This is a genomic window from Streptomyces sp. NBC_01775 (assembly GCF_035917675.1).
Classification (GTDB): Bacteria; Actinomycetota; Actinomycetes; order Streptomycetales; family Streptomycetaceae; genus Streptomyces.
In genome coordinates, this window is the sequence record NZ_CP109104.1 from 6,367,818 (window position 1) to 6,392,968 (window position 25,151).

27 protein-coding genes and 3 pseudogenes are annotated in these 25,151 nt (G+C 71.4%); 13 read left to right on the forward strand and 17 right to left on the reverse strand.

The genetic code is table 11. The features are described 5' to 3' along the window. Positions 1-375: 375 nt before the first annotated feature. The 6 genes and pseudogenes from OHB04_RS28275 (at position 376) to OHB04_RS28300 (ending at position 5,421) form a co-directional block, all read left to right on the forward strand. The gene (locus OHB04_RS28275) at positions 376-1,047 is read left to right on the forward strand and encodes a TerB family tellurite resistance protein (RefSeq protein ID WP_326690462.1); all 672 of its coding nucleotides are present in this window, start codon (positions 376-378) and stop codon (positions 1,045-1,047) included. 88 nt (positions 1,048-1,135) lie between these two features. After that, positions 1,136-2,560, forward strand: a complete 1,425-nt coding sequence (locus OHB04_RS28280; RefSeq protein WP_326808580.1) for a GH1 family beta-glucosidase — start codon at positions 1,136-1,138, stop codon at positions 2,558-2,560. A 134-nt stretch (positions 2,561-2,694) separates the two neighbouring features. Continuing rightward, positions 2,695-3,393: pseudogene (locus tag OHB04_RS28285) on the forward strand (serine/threonine-protein kinase); the annotation flags it as partial. A 94-nt stretch (positions 3,394-3,487) separates the two neighbouring features. Continuing rightward, positions 3,488-3,598 (forward strand): annotated as a pseudogene (locus OHB04_RS28290) (DNA-binding response regulator); the annotation flags it as partial. Positions 3,599-3,756: 158 nt separating this feature from the next. Further along, entirely contained in the window at positions 3,757-4,515 is a 759-nt protein-coding gene (gene recO, locus OHB04_RS28295) for a DNA repair protein RecO (protein ID WP_326690464.1), read from the forward strand. Positions 4,516-4,566: 51 nt separating this feature from the next. Continuing rightward, entirely contained in the window at positions 4,567-5,421 is an 855-nt protein-coding gene (locus tag OHB04_RS28300) for an isoprenyl transferase (RefSeq protein ID WP_326808581.1), read from the forward strand. 179 nt (positions 5,422-5,600) lie between these two features. Here the strand turns inward: OHB04_RS28300 and OHB04_RS28305 are convergent, their stop codons facing one another. Both OHB04_RS28305 and OHB04_RS28310 read right to left on the reverse strand, forming a co-directional pair. Next, a complete protein-coding gene (locus OHB04_RS28305; protein ID WP_326808582.1) occupies positions 5,601-5,894 on the reverse strand; it encodes a DUF4190 domain-containing protein in 294 nt (97 codons plus the stop codon). Between the two features lie 2 nt (positions 5,895-5,896). After that, positions 5,897-6,058: a hypothetical protein gene (locus OHB04_RS28310; protein ID WP_326808583.1), complete on the reverse strand. Its 162-nt coding sequence runs from the start codon at positions 6,056-6,058 to the stop codon at positions 5,897-5,899. 129 nt (positions 6,059-6,187) lie between these two features. Between OHB04_RS28310 and OHB04_RS28315 the strand changes: the two genes are divergently transcribed. After that, positions 6,188-6,832 carry a TetR family transcriptional regulator gene (locus tag OHB04_RS28315; RefSeq protein ID WP_326690468.1) on the forward strand — a complete coding sequence of 215 codons (645 nt, stop codon included), beginning with the start codon at positions 6,188-6,190 and terminating at the stop codon, positions 6,830-6,832. A gap of 42 nt (positions 6,833-6,874) precedes the next feature. Here the strand turns inward: OHB04_RS28315 and OHB04_RS28320 are convergent, their stop codons facing one another. Then, positions 6,875-7,621: an ABC transporter permease gene (locus OHB04_RS28320; RefSeq protein WP_326808584.1), complete on the reverse strand. Its 747-nt coding sequence runs from the start codon at positions 7,619-7,621 to the stop codon at positions 6,875-6,877. Then, on the reverse strand, positions 7,614-8,555 hold the full coding sequence (locus OHB04_RS28325; protein ID WP_326690470.1) for an ATP-binding cassette domain-containing protein: 942 nt from the start codon (positions 8,553-8,555) through the stop codon (positions 7,614-7,616). The genes OHB04_RS28320 and OHB04_RS28325 overlap by 8 nt, the downstream gene beginning before the upstream one ends. Before the next feature lie 125 nt (positions 8,556-8,680). Between OHB04_RS28325 and OHB04_RS28330 the strand changes: the two genes are divergently transcribed. Then, positions 8,681-9,454, forward strand: a complete 774-nt coding sequence (locus OHB04_RS28330) for a TetR/AcrR family transcriptional regulator (protein WP_326690471.1) — start codon at positions 8,681-8,683, stop codon at positions 9,452-9,454. Between the two features lie 199 nt (positions 9,455-9,653). Here OHB04_RS28330 and OHB04_RS28335 read toward each other — a convergent pair whose 3' ends face one another. The 4 genes from OHB04_RS28335 to OHB04_RS28350 all read right to left on the reverse strand — a co-directional run bounded on the left by OHB04_RS28335 (position 9,654) and on the right by OHB04_RS28350 (position 12,906). Continuing rightward, on the reverse strand, positions 9,654-10,058 hold the full coding sequence (locus tag OHB04_RS28335) for a Fur family transcriptional regulator (RefSeq protein WP_326690472.1): 405 nt from the start codon (positions 10,056-10,058) through the stop codon (positions 9,654-9,656). 84 nt (positions 10,059-10,142) lie between these two features. Continuing rightward, positions 10,143-11,042 (reverse strand): metal ABC transporter permease, encoded by a 900-nt coding sequence (locus tag OHB04_RS28340; RefSeq protein WP_326690473.1) that lies wholly within the window; start codon positions 11,040-11,042, stop codon positions 10,143-10,145. Beyond that, positions 11,039-11,863 (reverse strand): metal ABC transporter ATP-binding protein, encoded by an 825-nt coding sequence (locus tag OHB04_RS28345; protein WP_405807342.1) that lies wholly within the window; start codon positions 11,861-11,863, stop codon positions 11,039-11,041. The genes OHB04_RS28340 and OHB04_RS28345 overlap by 4 nt, the downstream gene beginning before the upstream one ends. Before the next feature lie 68 nt (positions 11,864-11,931). Further along, positions 11,932-12,906, reverse strand: coding sequence for a metal ABC transporter substrate-binding protein (locus OHB04_RS28350; RefSeq protein WP_326690474.1), 975 nt, complete (start codon positions 12,904-12,906; stop codon positions 11,932-11,934). 341 nt (positions 12,907-13,247) lie between these two features. Here OHB04_RS28350 and OHB04_RS28355 point away from each other — a divergent pair, with 341 nt between their 5' ends. Further along, on the forward strand, positions 13,248-14,630 hold the full coding sequence (locus OHB04_RS28355) for a glycine--tRNA ligase (RefSeq protein ID WP_326690475.1): 1,383 nt from the start codon (positions 13,248-13,250) through the stop codon (positions 14,628-14,630). A gap of 110 nt (positions 14,631-14,740) precedes the next feature. Here the strand turns inward: OHB04_RS28355 and OHB04_RS28360 are convergent, their stop codons facing one another. Next, entirely contained in the window at positions 14,741-15,478 is a 738-nt protein-coding gene (locus OHB04_RS28360) for an SAM-dependent methyltransferase (protein ID WP_326808585.1), read from the reverse strand. Between the two features lie 38 nt (positions 15,479-15,516). After that, positions 15,517-16,812 (reverse strand): RNA-guided endonuclease InsQ/TnpB family protein, encoded by a 1,296-nt coding sequence (locus OHB04_RS28365; RefSeq protein ID WP_326692949.1) that lies wholly within the window; start codon positions 16,810-16,812, stop codon positions 15,517-15,519. Positions 16,813-16,885: 73 nt separating this feature from the next. Here OHB04_RS28365 and tnpA point away from each other — a divergent pair, with 73 nt between their 5' ends. After that, positions 16,886-17,068, forward strand: a complete 183-nt coding sequence (tnpA, locus tag OHB04_RS28370) for an IS200/IS605 family transposase (RefSeq protein WP_442815113.1) — start codon at positions 16,886-16,888, stop codon at positions 17,066-17,068. Between the two features lie 191 nt (positions 17,069-17,259). Here tnpA and OHB04_RS41945 read toward each other — a convergent pair. Further along, positions 17,260-18,243: pseudogene (locus OHB04_RS41945) on the reverse strand (histidine kinase dimerization/phosphoacceptor domain-containing protein); the annotation flags it as partial. After that, on the reverse strand, positions 18,129-18,479 hold the full coding sequence (locus OHB04_RS28380; RefSeq protein WP_326690477.1) for an ArsR/SmtB family transcription factor: 351 nt from the start codon (positions 18,477-18,479) through the stop codon (positions 18,129-18,131). The pseudogene OHB04_RS41945 and the gene OHB04_RS28380, both read right to left, overlap by 115 nt. Before the next feature lie 103 nt (positions 18,480-18,582). Here OHB04_RS28380 and OHB04_RS28385 point away from each other — a divergent pair, with 103 nt between their 5' ends. Together OHB04_RS28385 and OHB04_RS28390 are read left to right on the forward strand one after the other, a co-directional pair. Further along, entirely contained in the window at positions 18,583-19,686 is a 1,104-nt protein-coding gene (locus OHB04_RS28385; protein ID WP_326690478.1) for an NADH:flavin oxidoreductase/NADH oxidase, read from the forward strand. Positions 19,687-19,920: 234 nt separating this feature from the next. Continuing rightward, positions 19,921-20,091 (forward strand): hypothetical protein, encoded by a 171-nt coding sequence (locus OHB04_RS28390; protein WP_326690479.1) that lies wholly within the window; start codon positions 19,921-19,923, stop codon positions 20,089-20,091. Between the two features lie 27 nt (positions 20,092-20,118). Here the strand turns inward: OHB04_RS28390 and OHB04_RS28395 are convergent, their stop codons facing one another. The 5 genes from OHB04_RS28395 to OHB04_RS28415 all read right to left on the reverse strand — a co-directional run bounded on the left by OHB04_RS28395 (position 20,119) and on the right by OHB04_RS28415 (position 23,587). Continuing rightward, positions 20,119-20,976 carry a class I SAM-dependent methyltransferase gene (locus tag OHB04_RS28395; RefSeq protein ID WP_326692950.1) on the reverse strand — a complete coding sequence of 286 codons (858 nt, stop codon included), beginning with the start codon at positions 20,974-20,976 and terminating at the stop codon, positions 20,119-20,121. A 38-nt stretch (positions 20,977-21,014) separates the two neighbouring features. Beyond that, a complete protein-coding gene (locus OHB04_RS28400) occupies positions 21,015-21,362 on the reverse strand; it encodes a VOC family protein (protein WP_326690480.1) in 348 nt (115 codons plus the stop codon). A gap of 1 nt (position 21,363) precedes the next feature. Continuing rightward, a complete protein-coding gene (locus tag OHB04_RS28405) occupies positions 21,364-21,564 on the reverse strand; it encodes a CopG family transcriptional regulator (protein WP_326690481.1) in 201 nt (66 codons plus the stop codon). 95 nt (positions 21,565-21,659) lie between these two features. Beyond that, a complete protein-coding gene (locus OHB04_RS28410) occupies positions 21,660-22,163 on the reverse strand; it encodes a GNAT family N-acetyltransferase (protein WP_326690482.1) in 504 nt (167 codons plus the stop codon). A 41-nt stretch (positions 22,164-22,204) separates the two neighbouring features. Further along, complete coding sequence (locus OHB04_RS28415) at positions 22,205-23,587, reverse strand: pyridoxal phosphate-dependent decarboxylase family protein (RefSeq protein ID WP_326808586.1); 1,383 nt, start codon at positions 23,585-23,587, stop codon at positions 22,205-22,207. 85 nt (positions 23,588-23,672) lie between these two features. Between OHB04_RS28415 and yczR the strand changes: the two genes are divergently transcribed. After that, entirely contained in the window at positions 23,673-25,031 is a 1,359-nt protein-coding gene (yczR, locus tag OHB04_RS28420) for an aminotransferase-like domain-containing protein (protein WP_326690484.1), read from the forward strand. The last annotated feature ends 120 nt before the right edge of the window (positions 25,032-25,151 follow it).

Consider the following 25,151-nt stretch of genomic DNA (forward strand, 5'->3'; position numbering starts at 1 on the left):
GTGAGGGCGCGGCTCTCACCCGGGAGCTGGTCTCCGGGGCCTCGTCGGCCCCACGGCCCCACCGGCCCCACTGGTCTCCTTCGTGAACTCGGGCCGGCACGGGCCTCTCCTGCCGCGCCTGTGCCCTCCCGCGTGCCTCCCGGCGCGGCGCGGCCGGCGGCGGAGCCCGGCTCAAGGGCCTCTCAGGCCCCCTCTTGGGTGCCGACCTCAATCGGTCCGCCGACCGCCTCGCGAGCCGCTGACCAGCGGCGTATGCCCCGGGCGCACGCCGTCGGGGAAACAACGGCGCATCCAGGGTGCTGACGGGGCGGCGTCGCTGTGGTTAATATCACGTCACCCGGCGACGTTGCCGAATCGTGATGGAGGTGCGAGGTCATGCGCCAACGACCCTTCCGTGTACGTCTCGCAGGGGTCCGCACGAGCTGGCGCACCCTCGATGACGGTGATTTCTTCTGCCCCGACTGCGGCGGTGACCGCCGCTACCGCAGGCGGACAGGGCGCCGCCGCTTCGTCCTCCTCGGCGTTCCGCTGGTGCCGCGTGGCCCTGCCGGGCCTGTCGTCGAATGTGTCGCGTGCCGCGCGCACTTCGCCGCCGACGTGCTCGACCACCCCACCACCACCCGGCTGTCGGCCATGCTCCGCGAGGCCGTGCACAGCGTGGCGCTCGCCGTGCTGGCGGCGGGCGGCGCCGACGCGCGGCCCGTGCGCGAGACCGCCGTCGAGACGGTGCGCGCCGCGGGCTTCCCCGGCTGCACCGAGGAGGAGCTGACGGCGCTGCTCGCCGCGCTCACCGCCGAGAGCAGAAGCCGCAGAAGCCAGGGGCACATCTCGCGGGAGATCGAGCTGCACGAGGTGCTGGCCCCGCTCGCCCCGCACCTGGCGGTCCCCGGCCGCGAGAGCCTGCTGCTCCAGGGCGCGCGCATCGCGCTGGCCGACGGGCTGTACTGCTCGGCGGAGCGCGAGGTGCTGGCCACCGTCGGGCGGGCGCTGGAGATCGGCGCCGAGGATGTCGACCGGCTGCTGGCGGAGGCCCGTACCCCCTCCTGAGCGGCCCGACAGCGGGCCTTCCGGGCAACCAACAGGCGGGTTAAGCACGGGTATTGACTCCTGCGCCGCCCGCTGATGACATCCCGTCATGACGAGCCCGGACGGCCCGACCAGCACGAACATCCCCTTCGCGAACGTCCCCGATGCGAACGTCCCCGAGGTCCCCCGCTTTCCCGACGGGTTCCTGTGGGGCGTGTCCACCTCGGCGTTCCAGATCGAGGGAGCCGTGGACGAGGACGGGCGCGGGCCCTCGGTGTGGGACGCCTTCGCCGCGCGCCCCGACAGCGTCAAGGACGGCAGCGATGCCGCCGTCGCCACCGGGCACTACCACCGCTGGCCCGAGGACCTCGCCCTCCTGGAGGAGCTGGGGGTGGGCGCCTACCGCTTCTCGGTGTCCTGGCCGCGGGTCCTGCCCGAAGGCGGCGGCCCCGTCAACGGCCCAGGGCTGGACTTCTACGACAGGCTCGTCGACGCGCTGTGCGAGGCCGGGATCCAGCCCGTGCCCACGCTCTTCCACTGGGACACCCCGCTGCCCCTCGAAGAGCGCGGCGGCTGGCTGGAGCGGGACACCGCGCGGCGGTTCGCGGACTACGCCGACACCGTCGCGGCGCGCCTCGGTGACCGGGTCGCCCACTGGACCACGCTCAACGAACCGGCCGAAGTCACCCTGCTCGGCTACGGTCTGGGCGAGCACGCACCCGGCAGACGGCTCCTGTTCGACGCGCTGCCCGCAGCCCACCACCAGCTCCTCGGGCACGGTCTGGCCGTCCGCGCGCTGCGCGCACGCGGCGCCCGCTCGGTCGGCGTCGCCAACTCGCACGGGCCGGTGTGGTCGCTCTCGGACGGCGAGGAGGACCGGGGCGCCGCCGAGTTCTACGACCTTGTCACCAACCGGATGTTCGCCGATCCGCTGCTGCTGGGACGCTACCCGGACGACGGGCTGGCGGCGCTGCTGCCGGGCCCCGTCGAGGACGACCTGAAGGTCATCAGCGAGCCGCTGGACTGGTACGGCGTCAACTACTACCAGCCCACCCTCGTCGGCGCCCCCGACCCCGAGGCCCCGGCGGGCGAGTTCGCGGGCATCGGCATGCCTGCCGGACTGCCCTTCGGCATACGGGAGATACCCGGCAAGGAGCGCACCGGATTCGGCTGGGCCGTCGTCCCCGAAGGGCTGCCGGAGACGCTGCGCACCTTCCGCGAGCGCTACGGGGACCGGCTGCCGCCCGTGATGATCACCGAGAACGGCTGCGCGTACCCGGACCCCGTGCACGACCGAGGACGGGTCGACTTCCTCCGGGCCCACCTGTGCGCGCTGCACGAGGCCGTCGCCGAGGGGATCGACGTACGCGGCTACTTCGTGTGGTCCCTGATGGACAACTTCGAGTGGGCGGAGGGGTACCGGCAGCGCTTCGGGCTCGTCCATGTCGACTACGGGACGCTGGAGCGCACCCCGAAGGACTCCTTCCGCTGGCTGCGCCACGTACTGCGGCAGCAGCGCGGCGGCAGCCGGTGACGATGCCCCTGGCCGCGTCCGGGGTGCCGCGCGGGCGTCAACTCCCGGGCGCAGGCGTGCGCTAATGCGCGAACCTCTACTCTTAGGCCCTCCACGTAAGGGAATTGACGAACAGTTCGGAACGGGGTGTGCGGGTGGAAGCGGGGGAGGCGAGCGGCGGAGAGCTGATCGGCAAGGTGCTCGGGGAGCGTTACCGGGTGACCTCGGTGATCGGGCGCGGCGGGATGGGCGTGGTCGCCCGGGCGGTGGACGAACCGCTCGGCCGGGAGGTCGCCGTCAAGATCCTGCGGGCGTTCACCGACACCTCCGCTTTCGAACTGGGCGACCTGCGCGAACGGATGCGGCGGGAGGCGCAGGCCGCCGCCCGCATCCGGCACGGCGGCGTGGTCACCGTGCACGACGTGACCGAGGACCAGGGTCTGCCGGTCATCGTCATGGAACTGGTCGACGGCCCCTCCCTGGACGACGTGCTGAGGGAGCGCGGCACGCTGGAGCCGCACGAGGCCGCCGCCATCGGCGCGAAGCTGATGGACGCGCTCGACGCCGCGCACCGGGTCGGCGTGCTCCACCGGGACGTCAAGCCGGGAAACGTCTTGCTGGAGCACGGCGGCCGGGTCGTCCTCACGGACTTCGGCATCGCGAGCATGGGCGCCGCGGGCGACGACCCCGTCACCAAGCTGACCCGCAGCGGTGATCTCGTCGGCTCCCTCGACTTCCTGCCGCCCGAGCGCGCGCAGGGCCGGGAGCCGGGGCCCGCCTCCGACATCTGGTCGCTCGGCATGACCCTGTACGCGGCCGTGGAGGGCACCTGGCCCTTCCGCCGCACCTCCGCGTCGAGGGCACCAACACGACGGGCTGGATGTCCAACGACAACCTCACCCGCCCAAGCGGCGCCTCCACCCGCTGCTAGCCGCCCCCTCCACCCGCTCCAAGACCCACGTCAGCCGCATCATGGGCAACCTCACCGTGCGCGACCGTGCGCGACTGGTGATAGCCGCCTGCGAATCCGGCCTGGTCACCCCAGGTAGCCCCGCCTGACACCGGCGTACGCGAGAATGACCGCATGCGGTGTCCCCCTGACGAGACGGTGATCGCGTGAGCCTGTTCCGCGACGACGGCATCGTCCTGCGCACCCAGCTGCGTTCTTCCGGGGGACACCCCCCGTACCCCCGGCCGGAGCGCGGGATGGTGGCCCGATGAGCCTGTTCCGCGACGACGGCATCGTCCTGCGCACCCAGAAGCTCGGCGAAGCCGACCGCATCATCACGATGCTCACGCGCGGTCACGGGCGGGTGCGGGCTGTGGCGCGGGGGGTGCGGCGGACGAAGTCGAAGTTCGGGGCGCGGCTGGAGCCCTTCAGCCATGTTGACGTGCAATTCTTCGCGCGGGGGAGCGAGCTGGTGGGGCGGGGGCTGCCGCTGTGCACGCAGACGGAGACGATCGCGGCGTACGGCCAGGGCATCGTCTCCGACTACGACCGCTACACCGCCGGTACGGCCATGCTGGAGACCGCGGAGCGGTTCACCGATCATGAGGGCGAGCCGAACGTGCAGCAGTATCTGCTGCTGGTCGGCGGGCTGCGCACCCTCGCGTCCGGGGAGCACGGCCCGGGGCTCGTGCTCGACGCCTTCTTGCTGCGCTCCCTGGCGATGGGCGGCTACGCCCCCAGCTTCGCGGACTGCGCCAAGTGCGGGCTGCCGGGTCCCAACCGGTTCTTCTCCGTCGCCTCGGGCGGCGTGGTGTGCGGGGACTGCCGGGTCCCGGGCAGCGTCGTGCCCTCGCCGGAGGCGCTGCGGCTGCTGGGCGCCCTGCTGACTGGAGACTGGGAGACGGCGGACGCCGCCGAGAGACGGCACTGCCGCGAGGGCGCGGGGCTGGTCTCGGCGTATCTGCACTGGCACCTGGAGCGGGGGCTGCGCTCCCTGCGGTACGTGCGCCAGGTGCCGAACGGTTAGGCTCGACGGGGTCCCTGTCCCCCCGTTCGCCCCCGCTGGAGATGAGTACCGATGGCACGCCGCGGAATGCTGTCCTGGTCGCAGCAGCAGCGCGAGTACGTGAGGCCCGAGCCGCACCCTTCGGGTGCCCGGCCTCCCAAGATCCCCGGCGAGCTGGTCCCGGGGCATGTGGCGGTCGTCATGGACGGCAACGGCCGGTGGGCCAAGCAGCGCGGGCTGCCCCGTACCGAGGGCCACAAGGTGGGCGAGGGCGTCGTGCTGGACGTGCTCAAGGGCTGCCTGGAGATGGGCGTCAAGAATCTGTCGCTGTACGCCTTCTCCACGGAGAACTGGAAGCGCTCGCCCGAAGAGGTCCGCTTCCTGATGAACTTCAACCGTGACGTGATCCGCAGGCGCCGGGACGAGATGGACGCGCTGGGTATCCGCATCCGCTGGGTGGGCCGGATGCCCAAGCTGTGGAAGTCGGTCGTCCAGGAGCTCCAGGTCGCCCAGGAGCAGACGCGGAACAACGACGCGATGACGCTCTACTTCTGCGTCAATTACGGCGGCCGGGCCGAGATCGCGGACGCGGCGCGCGGCATCGCGGAGGACGTGAAGGCGGGCCGCCTGGACCCGGGCAAGGTCAACGAGAAGACCCTCGCGAAGTACATGTACTACCGGGACATGCCCGACGTCGACCTGTTCCTGCGCCCCTCCGGCGAGCAGCGCACCTCCAACTACCTGCTGTGGCAGAGCGCGTACGCCGAGATGGTCTACCAGGACGTGCTGTGGCCGGACTTCGACCGGCGCGACCTGTGGGCGGCGTGCCTGGAGTACGCCCAGCGCGACCGCCGCTTCGGCGGCGCGCTGCCCGTGGAAGGGGCGGAGCAGGAGCAGGAGCAGGAGCCCGGCGGCGAGACCTCCTAGTGCCGTGACCGGCAATGTTTGCCCGTCAAGGAGCGTGCGTGCCGGGCGGCGCGACGGGGCAAAGCTTGCCGGGAGGGGCACTAGCTGGTGCTGAGCAGGGGCTGCCCCTGTCTGTGCTGTGCAGAGTGCGGGTGTGTCGGGGCTCGTCGCGCAGTTCCTCGCGCCCCCTTGGGGCTCTCCTAGCCGCTGAGGCTCCAGGAGACGGTCCCGCTCGCGGTCATCAAGGCCGCGAGTACGACGAGGTCGGCGGCGCCCAGGGCCGTGCCCAGCAGGGCGCGGCCCCGGCGGGTGGTGCCCTTGGTGAGGGCGAGCCCGCCCAGGACGAGGGCGCAGGGGCCCAGGAAGATGTTGAAGACCAGCAGCCCGACCAGGCCCATGATGAACGAGGCCACCGCCATGTCGTCGGCGTCGCCGACACGGGTGCGGCCCTTGCGCAGTGGGCGGGTGGCGGCCGGGTGAGGCGTGGTGCTCATGGTCAGCTCCTCTGCCGGTGGCGGCGGTTGCGCTCGCGGACGGTGAAGATGAGCAGCCAGGCGGCGATGCCCGCTGCCGCCGAGAGGGTCACGGCGGGCGGAAGGTGGGCCGGCGGGCCCACGAGGACGCCCAGCAGGAGGAACGCGGCGACGAGGAAGATCATCTGCCTCTCACTCCCAACGTGGTGCGGGTCGTCGGTCAACTCATTCGGTGAACAGTTGGGGTGACACTTGTTCACTGAGTTGAGAGTACCCCATTGCGGCGTCCGGCACACAACTGTTTACTGAACCCCATGAGCACCACCCCCTCGCAGCGAGACCTCCAGAAGGCCAGGACCCGCCGCGCGCTGCTGGACGCCGGGCTGGCCCTGCTGGAGCACCAGAGCCTGAGCAGCCTTGGACTGCGCGAGATCACCCGCGTCGTCGGCGTCTCACCCGCCGCGTTCTACCGGCACTTCCGGGACGTAAGTGACCTGGGCGTCACCCTGGTCGAGGAGTCCCTCGGCAGCCTGCACACGGTCATCCGCGCGGGGCTGGCCGAGCGCAGCCAGGACCGGGACCGCATCGACCACTCGGTGGAGGCCATAGCCGCCTATGTCCGCGAACGCCCCGAGCACATCCGCTTCGTGGCCCGCGAGCGGCACGGCGGGGTGGCCGCCGTCCGGGTCGCCATCGGCGCCCAGCTCGACCGCTTCGCACAGGAGGTCGCCCAGGTCCTCGCCCAGGACGAGGTCTCGCGGGACTGGAGCGAGGAGGATGTACGGATGCTGGGCGAGACCTACGTCGACACCATGGTGATGACCGCCTCCGCCTTCCTGGAGGCGGCCCAGGGCGAGGGCCCGGACGAGGCCGCCGTGGCGCGCATCGCGCGCCGCAGGCTACGGCTGATCAGCGTCGGCCGCCGCCACTGGACCTCCGAACCGGACCCCGGCCCCTGACATGTCCTCCCCCGGCCCCGCCGGGAGGCGGCCCGTCGGCCGCTAGCCCGTCCGCCTGCGGAACAGCGCCGCGCACAGCGGCAGGGCCACCGCGAGCAGGCCCGCGCACCAGGTGAGGGCCTGCCAGGGGCTGTTGCCGGCGGGCTGGTCCAGGAGCAGGGCGCGCATGGACTCGATGACGGGGGTCACCGGCTGGTTGTCGGCGAAGCCGTGCAGCCAGTCGGGCATGGTGTCGATCGGTACGAAGGCGCTGCTGGGGTAGGGCAGGAAGAGCATGCCGAAGGTGAAACCGCCCGCCGCCTCCGGCGACTTGGCCAGCAGCCCGGCAGCCGCGCCCAGCCAGGAGAGCGCGGTGATGTAGAGCAGCAGGATGCCGATGGCCGCCAGCCACTGCGCCGGGCCCGCGTGCGGGCGGAAGCCGATGGCGAAGGCCACCGCCAGCACGGCCGCCGTCGCCACCGCGTTGCGGGCCACGCTCGCCGCCACATGGCCGGTCAGGACGGCCGTGCCGTGGGTGTCCATGGAGCGGAAGCGGTCGATGATGCCGTTGGTCATGTCGTTGCTGACGGTCGTGGCCGTCATGGAGGCGCCGTAGCCCGCGCACAGGATCAGCACGCCGGGCGCCACGTAGGTGACGTAGGTACCGGTGGTGGTCTCGATGGCGCCGCCGAAGAAGTAGACGAACACCAGCATCAGCATCACCGGCAGCACCAGTGCGGTGATCACCGCGTCGAGGTTGCGCCGGGTCAGCCGGATCGAACGGCCCGCCAGTACCGCGTAGTCACTCATGGGTCAGCTCCAGGAAGACGTCGTCGAGGGTGGCGCCGTGCAGTGCGAAGCGGGAGATCTCCACCCGCGCGGGATCCAGCTCGTCCAGCAGCGCCCGGACGTGGGGCGCGCTGCCGTCGGTGGCCACGCCCAGCAGCAGCTCCTCCGGCGCCCGGTGCACCGCGCGCCCGTCGAGCCGTGCCGCCATGGCCTCGTACGCGTGCCGGTCGGTCAGCGTCAGGTCCAGGCGCTGGGCCGCGACCCGCTTCTTCAGCTCGTCCGGGCTGCCCTCGGCGATGACCCGGCCCTGGCCCAGGACGGCGACGTGGTCGGCGAGCCGGTCGGCCTCCTCCAGGTACTGGGTCGTGAGGAAGACGGTGATCCCCGAGCCGGCGAGCGCGCTCACGACCTCCCACATCGTGCGGCGGCTGCGCGGGTCGAGCCCCGTGGTGGGCTCGTCCAGGAAGACGACCTCCGGGTCGGTCACCAGCCCCGCCGCGATGTCCAGACGGCGCCGCATGCCGCCCGAGTAGGTCGAGACGCGGCGCCGGGCCGCGTCCGTGAGCGCGAAGCGCTCCAGCAGCCCGTCCGCCAGCCGTCCCGCCTCGGCCCGGGAGCGGCCACGCAGCCGGGCCATCATCCGGAGGTTCTCCTCGCCCGTCTGCTCCTCGTCCAAGGCGGCGTACTGCCCGGTGAGGCTGATGGCGCGGCGCACCCTGGCGCGCTCGGCGACCACGTCGTGGCCCGCCACCCACGCCCGGCCGCTGTCGGCGCGGGTGAGCGTCGTCAGGGCGCGGACGGTGGTGGTCTTGCCCGCGCCGTTGGGCCCGAGCAGTGCGAAGACGCTGCCGCGCCGCACTCGCAGATCCAGCCCTGACAGCACGCGCACCGCGCCGTAGGACTTGGTCAGCCCCTGCGCCTCGACCGCCCAACTTCCTTGTGGAGCTGAGGACATGGCTGTCACCCCCGCCTTCTGTGTATGACATACGCGAAACTGTGTATGAGGTAAACGTTACTGCGTATGCTATACACGACCCGAGGGGGGAAGGGCAACAGGGAAGCAACCGGGAAGGCGGCGGAATGGCGAAGAGAGAGCGGCCCCGGACCGGCCTTCCGGCGGGCGTCGAGGCCGCCTGGGGCCTGCGGGAGCGGCCGGGCCGGGGTCCGGCGCGAGGGCTGGACGTGACGCGGATCGTCACGGCTGCCGTCGGGATCGCCGACGCGGAGGGGCTCGCCGCGCTCTCCATGAGCCGCGTCGCCGCCGAGGTCGGCGTCTCGGCCATGGCGCTCTACCGCTACGTCGAGAGCAAGGATGACCTGCTGATCCTGATGGAGGACGCGGCCATCGGCCCCCCGCAACCGGGCCCGGATCCCGAACGGGGCTGGCGCGCGGGCATGGAGCACTGGACGCGCGCCCACCGCGCGGTTCTGCGGCAGCATCTGTGGGTCGTCCGCATCCCCATCGGCACCCCGCCACTGTCACCGCACGGGGTGGGATGGATGGAACAGGCCCTCGCGTACCTGCGCGGCACCGGTCTGCCGGCCGGCGAGAAGCTGGGCGCGCTGATGACCCTGAACGGCTACGTGCGCAGCAACGTGTCGCTGCTCGCCGATATCGAGGAGGCGACCCGGGCGGAGGGCACCGAGTGGGAGGACGTCGAACGCCGCTACTGGCGCCTCCTGGCCGAACTCACGGCTTCCGGCCCGTTCCCCGCGATCAAGGAGCTGCTGGCCTCGGGAGAGCTGGAGGGCCCGCCGGAAGCGGACGAGATGGACGGCGACTTCGAATTCGGCATGGCGACGATCCTGGACGGCGTCGCGGCCCGCATCCGCACCCACGCGCGAGACACGTAACGGGCGGCCCCGAAGGGGCGCGGGGCTGTGTCATATGCGGCTCCGCCGCGTGGGCGCGGGCGGCCCCGAAGGGGCGCGGGGGAACTGCGCGCCCAGCCCCGACCCACCCGCACTCTGCAAAGCACAGGCAGGGACAGCCACCATCACAGCCCCAACCGCGATACCTCAGCAACAAGTGGGGCGGCACTCCCGCGGAGCGCTACGCACAGTCGCCGCAGGTGCCGAAGATCTCCAGGGTGTGGCCCACGTTCACGAAACCGTGCTCGGCGGCCACCGCGGCGGCCCACTTCTCGACCGCCGGGCCCTCGACCTCGACGGCCTTGCCGCAGGCCCTGCACACCAGGTGATGGTGGTGATCGTCGCTGTTGCAGCGGCGGTAGACGGACTCGCCCTCGTCCGTGCGCAGCACATCCACTTCGCCGGCGTCGGCGAGCGACTGGAGCGTGCGGTAGACGGTGGTCAGTCCGACCGAGTCGCCGCGGTGCTTGAGCATGTCGTGCAGCTCCTGCGCGCTGCGGAACTCCTCGACCTCGGCGAGAGCCGCCGAAACCGCGGCGCGCTGTCGGGTCGACCGGCCGCGTACAGGGGGGCCTGCGGTGGTCACGCTCGGGCTCCTTACGTTCGTCTGCTCCGGGGAGTTGAAGCGTTCGCGTCGGCCATTGTGCCAGGCGCAACCCCGAAGCGGTCATTACACCCTGGTAGGGCGGTCGGCGAGGGCCTCGTCCCCGTCCGATACCAGAGTGCCCTCTCGCTCCCCCCTGGCGACAGCCTTCGCTCTGCGCCGGGCCAGCGGGGCCGCCAGCGCGGTGGTGAGGATGAACAGAGCGATGGCCAGGACGACGATGCTGGCGCCCGGCGGGACGTCGGCGAAGTACGAGGTCATGGTGCCGGAGAGGGTCACGATCACGCCGAAGATCACCGAGAGGCCGAGCGTCGCGGCGAAGCCCCGGGTGGCCTGCTGGGCGGCGGCGACGGGGATCACCATCAGCGCGCTGACCAGCAGCAGCCCGACCACCCGCATCGCGACGGTGACGGTCACCGCGGCGGTCACCGCCAGCAGCAGGTTCAGCAGCCGCACCGGCAGCCCCGTCACCCGCGCGAACTCCTCGTCCTGGCACACGGCGAACAGCTGCCGCCGCAGCCCGAGGGAGACGGCGAGCACGAACACGGACAGGCACACGATGGCCACGATGTCCGGCTGCGAGACCGTGGTGATGGAGCCGAAGAGGTAGGTCGTGAGGTTGGCGTTGGAGCCGTTCGGCGACAGGTTGATGATCATGACGCCGCCCGCCATGCCGCCGTAGAACAGCATGGAGAGCGCGATGTCGCCCCGCGCCTTGCCGTACCAGCGGATCAGCTCCATGACGATGGCGCCCAGGGAGGAGACGAGCACTGCCATCCAGACCGGGTTCGTGCTGAGCAGGAAGCCCAGCGCGACACCGGTGAGGGCGACGTGCCCGATGCCGTCGCCCATGATCGCCTGGCGGCGCTGCACCAGGTAGATCCCGACGGCGGGCGCGGCGATCCCCACCAGCAGCGCGGCCAGCAAGGCGCGCTGCATGAAGGCGAACCCCAGCATCTCGGTCATGTGAGCGTCCCCGTCTCGATCTTGGGTGCCGTCGGCGTGTCCTGTTCGCCGGCCTGGTCGTGCGGATGGCAGGCCAGGTCGTGCAGCTGGTCGGGGTTGTCCACCCGCTCGACGCGGCCGTCCCGCAGCACCACGGCGCGGTCGATCAGCGGGGCCAGCGGGCCGAGTTCGTGCAGGACGAGCAGGACCGAGCTGCCCTGGGTGACCTGTTCGCGCAGGGTGGCGGCCAGTACCTCCTGGCTGGCGAGGTCCACGCCCGCCAGCGGCTCGTCCATGATCAGCAGCTCCGGCTCACCGGCCAGCGCGCGGGCGATCAGTACCCGCTGGTGCTGGCCGCCGGACAGCGCGTCGACCGGATCGCGTGCCCGGTCCACCAGGCCGACCAGCTCCAGCGCCTGGTGGACGGCGGCCTTGTCGGCGCGCCCCAGGGGCCGGAACCGGCGCCGCGCGAGCCGCCCGGAGGAGACGACCTCGCGCACCGTCGCGGGCACCCCGGCCGCCGCCGTGGAGCGCTGCGGGACGTAGCCGACGCGCCGCCAGTCGCGGAAGCGGCCGAACGGGGTCCCGAACAGCTCCAGTTGACCGCCGCTCAGCGGCACCTGGCCGAGGACGGCCCGGATGGTCGTGGACTTGCCCGAGCCGTTGGCCCCCAGCAGCGCGACGGTCTCGCCGCGCCCCACGGTCAGGTCGACGCCGCGCAGCACGGGCCGGGCGCCCAGCGAGGCGGTGGCGCCGCGCAGCGTGATCGCGGGCGCCGTGGCGGCAGGCGTCGTAGCGGGGGGCGCCGTGGTGGCGGGCGTCGTGGTGGCGGCGCCGGCTATGGGAGGTTCGGGAGCGGCCTCGTCGCGGCTGGTGGCCGCCTGTGCCTGCTTCTTCAAAGCGGACGTCCTCACTGCGCGCCGAGCGCGGTCTTGAGCGCGGTCAGGTTCTGGTGCATCACGGAGAAGTAGTCCTCCTCCTTGGGGTCCTTCACGCTCTCCAGCGGACTGAGTACGGAGGTCTTGAGCCGCAGGTCGCCGGCCAGGGCGCGGGCGGTCTTGTCGCTGGCGTTGTTCTCGAAGAAGACGGTGTCGACGTCGTCCTCCTTCGCGACCTCGTGCAGCTTCTTCATCCGGGCCGCGCTGGGCTCGGACTCCGGGTCGATGCCGGAGACGGCCTCCTCGTGCAGCCCGTAGCGCTCGGCGAGGTAGCCGAAGGCGGCGTGGGTGGTGACGAAGGTGTCGGTCTTCTTTTTCTTCAGACCGTCCTTGAACTCCTTGTCCAAGGTGCCCAGCCGGGCGACGAGCTCCTTGGTGTTCTTCTTGTACTCGGCCTTGTGCTTGGGGTCGGCCTTCTGGAGGTGCTTGCCGACGCCCTTGGCGATCTGCGCGTAGCGCACCGGATCGAGCCAGACGTGGGGGTCTCCGGCGGCGTCGTCGCCGTGGTCGTGGCCCTCGTGCTCGCCGTGCTCCCCGTGGCCCTCCTCGCCGTGCACGTCGGTGCCGTGCTTCTCCAGCGTGGTGAAGGAGGTGGCCTCCGCGACGTTGCCGGCCTCCGACTGCCCGACCGCCTCGTCCACCGCGGGCTGGAGCCCCTTGAGGTAGACGATCATGTCGGCCTCGCTGAGCCGGCCCGTCTGCTTCGGGCTCAGCTCCAGGTCGTGCGGCTCCGTGCCGGGCTTCGTCAGATTCTGCACCTGGACGTGGTCGCCGCCGATCCGCTGGGCGAGGTACGCCATCGGATAGAAGGACGCCGCCACGCTGACCTTGCCGTCACCGGCCCCCGAGTCGCCGCCGCAGGCGGCCAGGGAGAGGGAGGCGACGCCGAGAGCGGTGACGGCGGCGCTGATACGTATGAGCCGCCGAGGGCGGGGGCCGATGTTCATGACACTCATTTTCACTGTTGATGGAAACGATTGTCAACTAAAGCTTCGCGCTATGTGATCGCGCCTGCGGCGGACAGGGGAGCGGGGCCGCTGTGCGCGGGCCCCTCAGCGCCCAGTGCTGCTGTCTTCCGGGGGCGACCCCCGTACCCCCGGCCGGGGGTACGGTCACGGAGCGGAACCGATTTGCTGCGCACCCCTCAAGGCCCAGTGCTGCTGTCCCCCGGGGGCGACCCCCGTACCCCCGGCCGGGGTGCGGTCACGGAGCGGAACCGATTTGCTGCGCACCCCTCAAGGCCCAGTAATCTGAGGTATTCCGTCTCGTCGTCAATGAAGAGAGCACCGTGGCCGCCGACAAGATCGACACAATCGTCAGCCTCAGCAAGCGCCGTGGCTTCGTCTACCCGTGCAGTGAGATCTACGGCGGTCAGCGGGCCGCCTGGGACTACGGGCCGCTTGGTGTGGAGCTGAAGGAGAACATCAAGCGCCAGTGGTGGCGCTCCATGGTCACCTCGCGCGACGACGTGGTCGGACTGGATTCGTCGGTGATTCTGGCCCCCGAGGTCTGGGAGGCGTCGGGGCATGTCTCCACCTTCACCGATCCGCTCACCGAGTGCACCTCCTGCCACAAGCGCTTCCGCGCGGACCACCTGATCGAGGCGTACGAGGCCAAGCACGGCCGCGAGCCCGAGAACGGCCTCGCGGACCTCAACTGTCCGCACTGCGGCAACAAGGGCGGCTTCACCGAGCCCAAGCAGTTCTCCGGCCTGCTCTCCACCCACCTCGGCCCGACCGCCGACTCGGGTTCGGTCACCTATCTGCGCCCCGAGACGGCCCAGGGCATCTTCACCAACTTCGCGAACGTCCAGCAGACCTCGCGCAAGAAGCCGCCGTTCGGCATCGCGCAGACGGGCAAGTCGTTCCGGAACGAGATCACGCCGGGCAACTTCATCTTCCGTACCCGTGAGTTCGAGCAGATGGAGATGGAGTTCTTCGTCAAGCCGGGCGAGGACGAGGAGTGGCAGCAGTACTGGATGGACCAGCGCTGGGCCTGGTACCGCGACCTGGGTATCCGCGAGGAGAACATCCGCTGGTACGAGCACCCGAAGGAGAAGCTCTCCCACTACTCCAAGCGCACCGCCGACATCGAGTACCGCTTCCAGTTCGGCGGCAGCGAGTTCGGTGAGCTGGAGGGCATCGCCAACCGGACGGACTACGACCTGACCGCGCACTCGAAGGCGTCGGGCCAGGACCTGGCGTACTTCGACCAGGAGGCCGGCGAGCGCTGGACCCCGTATGTGATCGAGCCCGCGGCCGGTGTGAACAGGGCGATGCTCGCGTTCATGATCGACGCCTATGTCGAGGACGAGGCGCCCAACGCCAAGGGCAAGATGGAGAAGCGTACGGTCATGCGCCTGGACCCGCGCCTGTCGCCGGTCAAGGTCGCCGTCCTGCCGCTGTCGCGCAACGAGAACCTGTCGCCCAAGGCGCGCGGGCTCGCCGAGACGCTGCGCAAGCACTGGAACATCGAGTTCGACGACGCGGGTGCCATCGGCCGCCGCTACCGCCGTCAGGACGAGATCGGCACGCCGTTCTGCGTCACCGTCGACTTCGACACCCTCGACGACAACGCGGTCACGGTGCGCGAGCGCGACACGATGAAGCAGGAGCGCGTCTCGCTCGACCAGATCGAGGGCTACCTCGGGAGCCGTCTCCTCGGCTGCTGAGATCCCTGCTGCCGGGCGCTCTGCCCGGCCGCGGAGTCCCGGCTCCGCCACGTAAGTGCCAAGGCCCGGCTCCCCTCGGGGGGCCGGGCCTTCGTGCTGTCCGGCGGGGCTCAGTCCGCCGTGCGGCGCAGCAGCAGACAGACGAAGCCGAAGCTGTCGCGGTACTCGGTCAGCCACCCGTCGCGGTGTTCGGCGGCTGCCTCCAGCGCGAGCGCGCTGTCCGGGTTCTCGGGGTGGTCCAGCGCCCAGCGGGAGAGGGAGCCGGTCCAGCACCACTCGTAGTCGTCCAGCTCGTGACGGGTGCTCAGATGCGCGTACGTGGGGGTCCAGCCCTCGGCTGTCACCTTGGCGACGGTGCGGGGCAGGTCCTCGTACTCGCCGAGCAACTCCCGTGCGACGGCGCTGGGTTCGCTCTGCCAGTAGGCGTCGCCGACCAGCACCGTCCCGCCCGGGGCCAGGTGGCGCCGCGCGGCCTGGAGCGTGGACAGCAGTCCGCCGAAGGCGTGGGTGGCGCCCACGCTGAGGACGAGGTCGAAGGGGCGCTCGGGGCTGAAGTCGTCGGCCTCGGTGCGGTGCAGCGTCAGCCGTTCGGCCACCCCTGCCTCCTGGGCCAGTTGCCGGGCGCGCTCCAGCGCGGGGGAGGAGACGTCCACGCCCTCCGCCGTGGCACCGGGATGCGCCTCAAGTGCCCGCAGCAGCCAGGTCCCTTCGCCGCAGCCCAGGTCCAGCACCCGCTCGTCACCGCGCCGCACCGCCCGCGTCAGCAGCTGGTGGACGGAGGCGTCGTCGAGCGGGGCGGCGATGGGGTGGTCGGCGTGGGCGAGGAGGGAGAGCCGTTGTCTGTCCATGCGCGGCAGCCTCGCACGGTGCGGGGCGCGCGGGATGATCAGCCCGCATTCTTGACCTGCTCCTCGGGTTGAGGTCCGAGGATTCTGGCCTTCTCGATCGTTGTTGTGCCGCTAGGCGGCACGGGTTCGGTCGGGAATCCGTGGCTTCCTGTTTCTTCGCGCTGTGCCGGGATTGCTCCTGGTCTTACCGGTGCTCGGCAGGCTGATACCGCCAGTCCGGCGGCCGTCTTCACATTGATCGCGGCGTTGATGTCCCGGTCGTGGACCGCGCCGCAGGCGGCACACGTCCACTCCCGGACATCGAGGGGTTTGGGTCCGTCCTTGACGCCGCAGGTGGAGCAGGTCTGGGAGGTCGGCTCGAACCTGCCGATCCTGACGAGGGTGCGGCCGTACCGCTGTGCCTTGTACTGGAGCATGTTGAGGAACGAGGACCATCCGGCGTCGTGCACGGACTTGGCCAGCTTGGTGCGTGCCAGTCCCACCACGGACAGGTCTTCCACGGCGATCCCTTGGTTCTCGGAGATCAGCTTGGTGGAGAGCTGGTGGTGGAACTCGTGGCGGGCGTCGGTGACCTTGGCGTGGGCGCGGGCAGCCTTGCGGCGGGCCTTCTCCCGGTTGTTGGATCCCTTCTGCTTGCGGGACAGCTCGCGCTGGGCCTTCTTCAGCTTCTTCTCCGCGCGCCGCAGGAAGCGCGGAGAGTCGATTTTCGTGCCGTCGGACAGGATGGCGAAGTGGGTCAGGCCGAGATCGATGCCGGTGGCGCGGTCGGTTTCGGGCATCCGGGTCGCGTCGGTGGTGGGGTCGGTGTCGATGACGAAGGAGGCGAAGAATCTGCCGGCCGCGTCCTTGATGACGGTGACCGAGGTGGGGGTTGCGGGCAGCGTACGGGACCACTTCACCTTCACCGGACCGATCTTCGGCAGGTTTAGCATGCCGCTGTGGGTGAGGTGCCAGCGGGCGTTGGCGGTGAACCGGATCGAGTGTCGCTTGTCCTTGCGGGACTTGAAGCGGGGCGGGCCGGTTCTGGGGCCCTTGCGGGTGCCCTTGAGGGAGGCGAAGAAGTTGCGGTACGCCCTCTCGGCGTCCCGCAGGGACTGCTGGAGCACCACCGCGGAGACCTCGCCCAGCCAAGACCGCTCCGCTGTCCGCTTGGCCTCGGTGATCAATCGTGTGGACAGTTCCCCGGCCTTGGGGAACGGCTGTTGGGCCTTGCGGGCGTCCTCGCGGGCACGCACCGCGTCGTTGAACACGACGCGGGCGCACCCGAACGCTCGTGCCAACGCTCTCTGTTGGCCGGTGTCCGGGTACAGCCTGAAGGAGTACCGGAGCTGCATGACGGCCACGGTACATATTTGGGTTATGGGTGAGGTGCAGGAGCTCAGAACTGGTCGGTGCTGTGCTTTTGTGATGCATGTGCACTTGGTCTTCGTGACCAGGTTCCGGCACAGGGAGTTCACCGATGCCCACTTGAGGCGCATGGAGGAGATCACGCGATCCGTGTGCACGGACTTCGAGTGCGAGCTGGTGGAGTTCAACGGCGAGGTCAACCACGTCCACCTGCTGGTGAACTTCCCGCCCAAGATCGCGTGACCAAGCTGGTCAAATCCCTCAAGGGCGCTGAACGCCGACAGGCCCACCGGCTCCGGCAGCCCCTCGGTGCGCCGGGTGACCAGCGAGACGGTCACCCCCGCCGCCGCCGCCCGCGACACCAGCTGGGGGAGCGCCGACAGATCGCGGTAGGGCGTCAGTTCGGGCTCGGGAGCGCCGTTGTGCGAGCGCAGCACGCCCAGCATCTGGCGCATCTCGGTGAGCGCCGTCCGGCTGGAGGACTCGATGACGCGCAGCGCCTCGCCCGCCTCGTCGGGGCGCACCGCCAGTACGTGGTTGGCGACGCCGGCCTTCACCGTGATGACGCCGATGTGGTGGGCGACCACGTCGTGCAGCTCGCGCGCGATCCGCAGCCGCTCCTCGGCGACCGCGCTGTGCGCGAGCTGGCGCGCCGAGCGGGCGGCGTACGCCCTGCGCTCGCGCACCAGCCGCCCCGCCGTCCACGCGGTCCCGGCCAGCACCGTGCCCAGCGCGTACGGCGCGAGCACCGACAGGTCCCGGTTGGGGGTGCCGAAGACGAACGTGACGCACAGCAGCAGCACGCTGCACACGGCGATGGCCCGGGTGGGCACCCACCGCGACCCCGGCACGCTGACGGCGACGGTGTAGAGCGCCAGTGACAGCGCGAGAAACGGCTCGGTGACGACGCCGAGAAGCGCGGCGGTCACGGTGGCCACCGCGACCACCGCCAGGACGGGCACCGGAGCGCGGCGCCGCAGCGTCAACGGCACGGTCATCGCCAGCACGACACAGACCCGCACCGCCCCCGGCACGTCTTCGCCGACGACCGGCGCGATGTCGCCGTCGTAGGGCCCCGCCACATACAGGAGCAGAAGTTGGGCGGCGGCCAGACAGTCCAACGCCACCAGCTCACCAGGACGCAGGGGCCGAACAGCCAACGCACGCCACCTACGGGAGTCAGCCACGCGCCTCACGGTAGCGGGGGGTTCCGGGGTCGCGCCTCGGACCGGGGGATGACCGACCGGGGAATGACCGACGGGAGGCCGACCGGCCGGAGGCCGAGGGCCCGTTGCTCCGGGGGTCAGCCCTCCAGGCGGTGGGCGGCTGCCTGGAGGACGGCGTCGAGGAGGCCGGGGAAGAGGGCGTCGAGGTCGGCCCGGCGCAGGCAGCTGATCTTGGCCGTGCCGCGGTAGCACTGGTTGATCACTCCGGCCTCGCGCAGGACCCGGAAGTGGTGGGTGGCCGTCGAGGGGGAGACGGGCAGCTCGACCTCGGAGCAGGCCGCGCCCTTGCCCTCGCCCTCCCCGCAGGCGTCCAGGGAGTGCGCGATGCGCAGCCGCACCGGGTCGGCCAGGGCGTGCAGCACCGTCTCCAGGCGGATCTCGGCCTGGGTGGGGTGCGGGAGCTCACGTACGGAGGTCGTCGTCGGCACGTGTCCATCGTACGGCAGCTATTACGGCATCCATCAAAATTTGACAGGTGTCGTACTACGGCGGCTACCGTAATAGCGCATACCCGATGGATTGGAGAGCGCCGTGAGCGCACTGTTCGAGCCCTTCACGCTGCGGTCGGTGACCGTGCCCAACCGCGTCTGGATGGCGCCGATGTGCCAGTACTCCGCCGCTCCCGAGGGCCCGGACCAGGGGGCTCCCACCGACTGGCACCTGGCCCACCTCGGCTCGCGCGCCTCCGGCGGCGTCGGCCTGGCGCTCTTCGAGGCGACCGCCGTGCGGCCGGACGGCCGGATCAGCCCCTACGACCTGGGGCTGTGGAACGACCGCCAGCAGGAGGAGTTCGCCCGGATCGCCCGCTTCCTCGCCGGCCAGGGCACCGTCCCCGGCATCCAGCTGGCGCACGCGGGCCGCAAGGCCTCGACCGAGCGCACCTGGGTGGACCGGGGCGCCCCCATCGCGCCCGGCCAGGGCCACGGCTGGCAGCCGGTCGGGCCCAGCCCGGTCGCCTTCGGCGAGGCGCACGCGACCCCCGATGAGCTGAGTGTCGATCAGATCCAGGAGCTGGTGCGGCAGTTCGCGGACTCCGCGCGCCGCGCGCACGAAGCGGGCTTCCAGGTGGTCGAGGTGCACGGCGCCCACGGCTACCTGATCAACGAGTTCCTCTCGCCCTTCTCCAACCGCCGCATCGACGAGTACGGCGGCTCCTTCGAGGGCCGTATCCGCTTCGCGCTGGAGGTCGTCGAGGCGGTACGGAACGTGTGGCCCGAGCGGCTGCCGCTCTTCTTCCGTACCTCGGCGACCGACTGGCTCACCGAGAACCCCGAGGACGGCCGCGAGGGCTGGACCGGCGAGGACACGGTGCGCCTCGCCAAGGAGCTGCACACGCGCGGCGTCGACCTGCTCGACACCTCCACCGGCGGCAACGCCCCCGACGCGCGCATCCCCGTCGAGCCCGGCTTCCAGGTGCCGTTCGCCGAGCGCGTCAAGAAGGAGACCGGCATGCCGGTCGGCGCCGTCGGCCTGATCACCGAGCCCGAGCAGGCCGAGGCGATCGTCGGCTCGGGCCAGGCCGACGCGGTCCTCCTCGGCCGCGAGCTCCTGCGCAAGCCGTACTGGCCGAACGAGGCCGCCGCCGCGCTGGGCGCCGCCCCGCGCCATCCCCAGCAGTACCACCGGGCGGTCTGAGCCACGGGCGGGGGCGGGGGCGGTCCAGGACCGGCCGCCCCCCGCACCGGTCCGCCTCACACCGGACCGCACCGGACCGCCCCGCACCGATCCGGCGGCGGTCCGGACCTTTTTCGCAGTCCGCGCATGCCGTGGCGCGGCAGGGGAGACGCACGTCACATACGCTCCTGTCACATCTCGCCGAGCTGTTCCGTCAGAGATGTGTCACCAGCAGCGACGGCGAAGGGGCCCACCATGGACGCTCGCTTGAACCTCTTCGGCAACGAGGTCACGGCCAAGGTCCTGAAGCACCTCACCTCGGCGAACAAGGCGCTCTTGGACTCGGGGCCGCCGGCCGCCTTCAACCGTGTGAACGTCATCGTCCAGCAGACCGCGGGCGACTACCGGCCCGGCCAGTTCGCATAGCCGGGAGTCCGCCGGGGTCGGGCCGGGTCAGACCGTTGCCACCAGCAGCTCCTCCCCGCTCGATGTGCGAAGGCCATCGGTCCGGCCTGCGAAGTACCGCTGGTTGAGCGTGGCGGCCGACACGTGCCGGGCGTCTGTGAATCCGGCGTCCCGGGCGAGTGCCAGCATCTCCGCCGGGGCGAAGGAGCTGAGGAAGGGCGTCCCGGACGCGCGTGCTCCGGCCTCCGCCGCCTGGAGTCCGGGGCGCTCTTCCTCGTCGAGGAGTTCGAGCGGCGGCTGGAACGTCATCACCAGGGTGGAGCCGGGGGCGAGCGAGGCGAGCCGGCGCAGCGTGGCCGCGTTCGCCTCCTTGGTGAGATACATGCTGACGCCGGCCGAGGCCACCACCGAGGGCCGGTCCGCGTCGAATCCGGCGGCTTTCAGCTGGTCCCACCACGACCCGCCGGCCTCGAAGTCGACCGGCACCAGGCGCAACCAGTCGGGGATGCCGAAGCCGAGCTCGGTCAGGCGCCGGCGCTTCCAGGCCTGGGGGCCGGGCTGGTCGATCTCGAACACCCGCAGGCGCGCGGCGATCTCCTGCCTGCGCTGGGCGAAGGTGTCCAGGCCGGCTCCCAGGAGGACGTACTGGCCGACACCCTGGCCCGCCTGCTCCACGACCAGGTCCTCGATGAACCGGGCACGGGCAACGATGCTCGCCCGGTACGTGCTGGTGCCGTGCGGGTCCATGTCCCCGCGGCGCTGCCAGCCCTCGTCCGGGTCGGCCAGCCGCAGCCCGGTCTCGTCCTCGAGTACGTGGGGCGGCGGGTCGATCCGGGTGTGCAGAGCACGCCACAGGGCCACCCGTACCGCTGTGCTGTCCGGCGCCGGGGTCTGTCCGTCGGCCAGGACGGAATCCCCCTCGCCCGCCGCTGCCGCTCCCGTGGTCACTTCCGAGCCGCCGGGGCCTGGAGGCTCCACAGGCGCCCGTCCGGGTCACGGACGGTCATCTCCCTGGTGCCGAAGTGGGTCTCCTCGAAGGCGCTGACCACCTCGACGGCGGAGTCGGGGCGGAACGCGTCGGCGTCGGGCACCTTCAACACGAGTCGCGTCTCGGGCTGCTTGCTTTCGGGGACCTCGGCGATGAAGAGGTAGGGGCCGTCGCCGTTGCGCAGCTGGCCGGAGTTGTGGTCCGTGGCGAACTCCAGCTCGTAGCCCAGCGCCTGGAAGAACTTGGCGGCCTTGCCCCAGTTGTGGGTCTCCAGGAACACGGCCTCGATGCCTTCAGTGCTCATGTCACATCTCCTTCTCGGATGACGGCGGTTCCTTCTCGGGTGATGGCCGGCTCTGCGCCGGGGTGTCGTCGAGGTAGGCGCGCAGCGCATCGGCGACCAACGCCGACAACGACGACTCCGTCTCGATGGCACGGTGCTTGACCTGCTTGATCAGTCCGATCGGCAGGTACACGTTGAACTGCTTCACGTCCTCGTCTCCCACGAGGAGGATGCTAGCAAGCTAATTCGCTAGCCGTCGAGGGGTCAGTGGGACGGGACTCGGACGGGGCTACGAGGCTGTGTGGCCGCGGTCGGCGTTCAGGGGGAGGGGAAGTCGCCCCGGTCCAGGGCGTAGACGGTGCAGGGGCGGCCGAGGACGGTGTCCTCGCGCAGGGGTGTGAATCCGAGGCGCTGGGCGACGGCGGCTGAGGCGGTGTTGGCGTGGTGGATCATGGCGGTGATCTGGTTGAGCCCCAGCGGGCCGAAGCCCCACGTGAGAACGGCCTGGGCCGCTTCCGTGGCGTAGCCCCGGCCCCAGTGCGTGCGGGCGAAGGTCCAGCCGATCTCGGTCTCGCCGAACTGCTCCCACCAGTTCAGGCCGCAGCGTCCGATCGCCTCGCCGGTGCTTCTCAGCTCGACGGCACACAGCCCGTGGCCGCGCTGGGTCCACTGCTGCTGGATATCGCGCAGGCGCGCGGCGGCTTGCGGGCGGGTGTACCTGCCGACGAACCGGCTGACCTCGTTGTCGGCGTGGAGGCGCACCCACCAGTCGGTGTCGGCGTCGGTGAGCGGGCGCAGCCGGAGGCGCTTCGTGGTGATCATCGTCGTTCGGGGGCGGTCGCGATGGGCGCCGGTGTGTCGGCTCACAACTTGTGCATCGCGGCTTGCAGCGCCGCGGCTACCCGGCGGGTGTCGGTTTCGGTGGTCCGCCAGTTGCTGAAGGCGGCGCGCAGGGCGGGAACGCCATCGAGGACGGTGGGCGTGAGGAAGGCCTCGTCGGCGAGCTGCCGGGTGAGCGCGGCAAGACGTTCGGCGGTGGGGTTGTCGGCGAGGGTGAAGCAGACGACGTTCAGCCGGACCGGTGCCAACAGCCGCAGGCCGGGAGTGCCGCCGATCGCGTCGCCCAGGGCGCGGGCGCATCCGACGCACCTTTCGGTGATCTCGCGGTGGCCGTCCTGCCCGTAGGCCCGCATGGTGAACCAGGCGGCGATGGCGCGGAGGCGGTGGGAGTTCTCCGGGGTGAGGTGGGCCGTGTCGGGGGTGTCGCCGAGCGGGCCCAGGTAGGCCGCCGCGTTCTGGAAGACACTCGTTTGCAGGTCGGGGCGGCGGGTGAACTGCACGGCGCTGTCGTAGGGGACGTTCAGCCATTTGTGCAGGTCGACGCAGATCGAGTCGGCCAGGTCGAGGGCGTCGACCAGGTGCGCGTGATCGGGAGACAGGGCGGCGAAGGCGCCGAAGGCGGCGTCCACGTGCAGCCAGAAGGAGTAGCGCTCGCGCAGCGCGGCGATGGCGCGCAGGTCGTCGAAGTCGGCGGTGTTGACGGTGCCCGCGTTGGCGACCACGACGCACGGGCCCTCGGCCTCGCGGAGCGCGTGCCCCAGCGCCAACAGATCGACGGCCTCCCGTCCGGGGAGGGTCGGCACGGGGACCAGGGACCGGCGTCCCAGGCCGAGCATCGACAGCCCCTTGGGGACGCTGGAATGCGCGGCCCCCGAGAGCACCCGTACCGTGCCGAGCGCGCCCGCTCCGTGCTCCGCCGGTGAGACGCCCCGCTTTTCTCCGAGCCATTCGCGGGCGATGGCGAGGCCGACGGTGTTGGACATGGTGGCGCCGCTGACGAAGGTTCCGTGATGGTGGTCGGACAGGCCGAACAGGGTCCGCAGCCAGCCGATCGTCTCGCGCTCCAGCTGCTGCCCCGCCCCGTCCAGGGACGAGAAGGCGTTCTGGTCCCAGGTCGCGGTCATCCAGTCGCCGGCCAGCGCGGCCGGCGTCGCCCCGCCGGTGACGAATCCGAGATAGCGCGGTCCCGCGCTGGCCGACAGCGCCGGCTCCCAGCGAGCGGCGAACTCCTCCAGCGCTGCCCCCAGCCCCACGCCCCGCACGGGCAGGGGGTCCGGGTCCGGCAACGGCACCGCGGGGACGACCTCCCGTTCGCAGACTTGGGCGAGCACGCCGGCAGCGTGCTGCTGGACGGCCTCCAACAGGTGCGGCAATCCGTCGCGGTCGGTGGCGAGTCGCGGGTGCATGGCAGGTCTCCGTTCGGGTCGTGTGATCGCGACCGTACGAAGCCTGCCGGTCCGGCACCTGGTCCAATCGTGGAAAACTGGACCAGTGCGGATAGGGGACGAACAGCTGGTGCAGGCCCTGGGGCCATGGCGGAACACCGACGCGTCGCTCAGCGCGGCGCTGGCTCGTGCGGTACGGGAGGCGCTGCTCGACGGCCGTGTCCGCGCCGGGAGCGAGCTGCCCGCCGAGCGCCGTCTGGCCGCCGCTCTGGGGGTGAGCCGTGGCACGGTGACGGCCGCCCTGGACCGGCTGCGCGATGCCGGATGGGTCCGCACCCGGCACGGCAGCGCCAGCAGGGTGCAGCTCCCCTCGGCCGCCGCGGAACGGATCGCCCCCCTCTCGGCGACCGGGGAGGCCGGTCCCCTGGTCGACCTGCGCCGGGCCGTTCCCGCCGCGCCGCAGGAGCTCTACCTGGAGGCGACGAGGCGAGCCGTCGAGCGGGCGGGGCCCTTGCTGGCCGAGCACGGTGAACCGGGGCCGGGCATCGCGGAGCTGCGTTCTGCGATCGCTGCCAGGTACAGCCGCGAGGGCACCGCGACACGGCCCGAGCAGATCCTGGTCACCAGCGGGGCCCGGTCCGCACTGACCCTGCTCGCAGCGCACTTCCGGCCCCGCGTGGCGGTGGTGGAGATCCCCACGTTCTTCGACGCGCTCCAGGCGTTGCGCGCTCCCGGAACGAGGCTGGTGGGCTGCCAGGTCACCACCGAGGGCTGGGACCTGGACCAACTGCGGGACGCCTTCGCCGCCGCGCGCGGCCACCTCGCGTACCTGGTGCCCGACTTCCACAACCCGACGGGAGCGCTGATGCCCCCGCACACCCGCCGGACCGTGACCCAGCTCGCCGCCGAGCATCAGGTGACCCTTGTCGTGGACGAGACCATGCGCGACCTCGACCTGCGCGACCAGCCGGAACCCGCGCCCCGCCTGCGCGGCGCGCTGCTGATCGGCTCGACCAGCAAATCCATCTGGGGCGGCCTGCGCATCGGCTGGATCCGGGCCTCTGCCTCGCTCATCCGCGAACTGCGGGACCACCCGCTGGCCGGGCCGCTGTCCGCGGCCCCGATGCAGCAGCTCGTCGCCGCCGAACTGCTCGCCGACCTGGAGCCGGTGCTCGGGCGGCGCCGGCACGAGTTGCGGCAGCAGCGCGACCACCTCGGCAACCTGCTCGCCGACGACGGCCGTTGGGACTTCACCCTCCCGTCCGGCGGACTGGCCCTGTGGCTGCGGCTGACCACCGCCCTCGCCGACACCGTCGTGGAACGAGCCGGCCGGAACGGGGTCGCACTCGCGGCAGGCCCACGCTTCGCGGCCGACGCCACCCTCATCCACCATCTGCGCGTGCCCTACACCCCGCCCCGCCACGTACTCGATCAGATCGCCGCTGTCCTCGACGGAGCACCGTGACAACCCCTCACCCGGTCGCCGGGTGGGTGGCCGCGATACGCGGTCGTCCGGGTGATCCACGGCCCGGGGCACCGCGGCGGTCCCGCCGCTGTGCCCCGGCCGAGGACACAGCGGACCGGC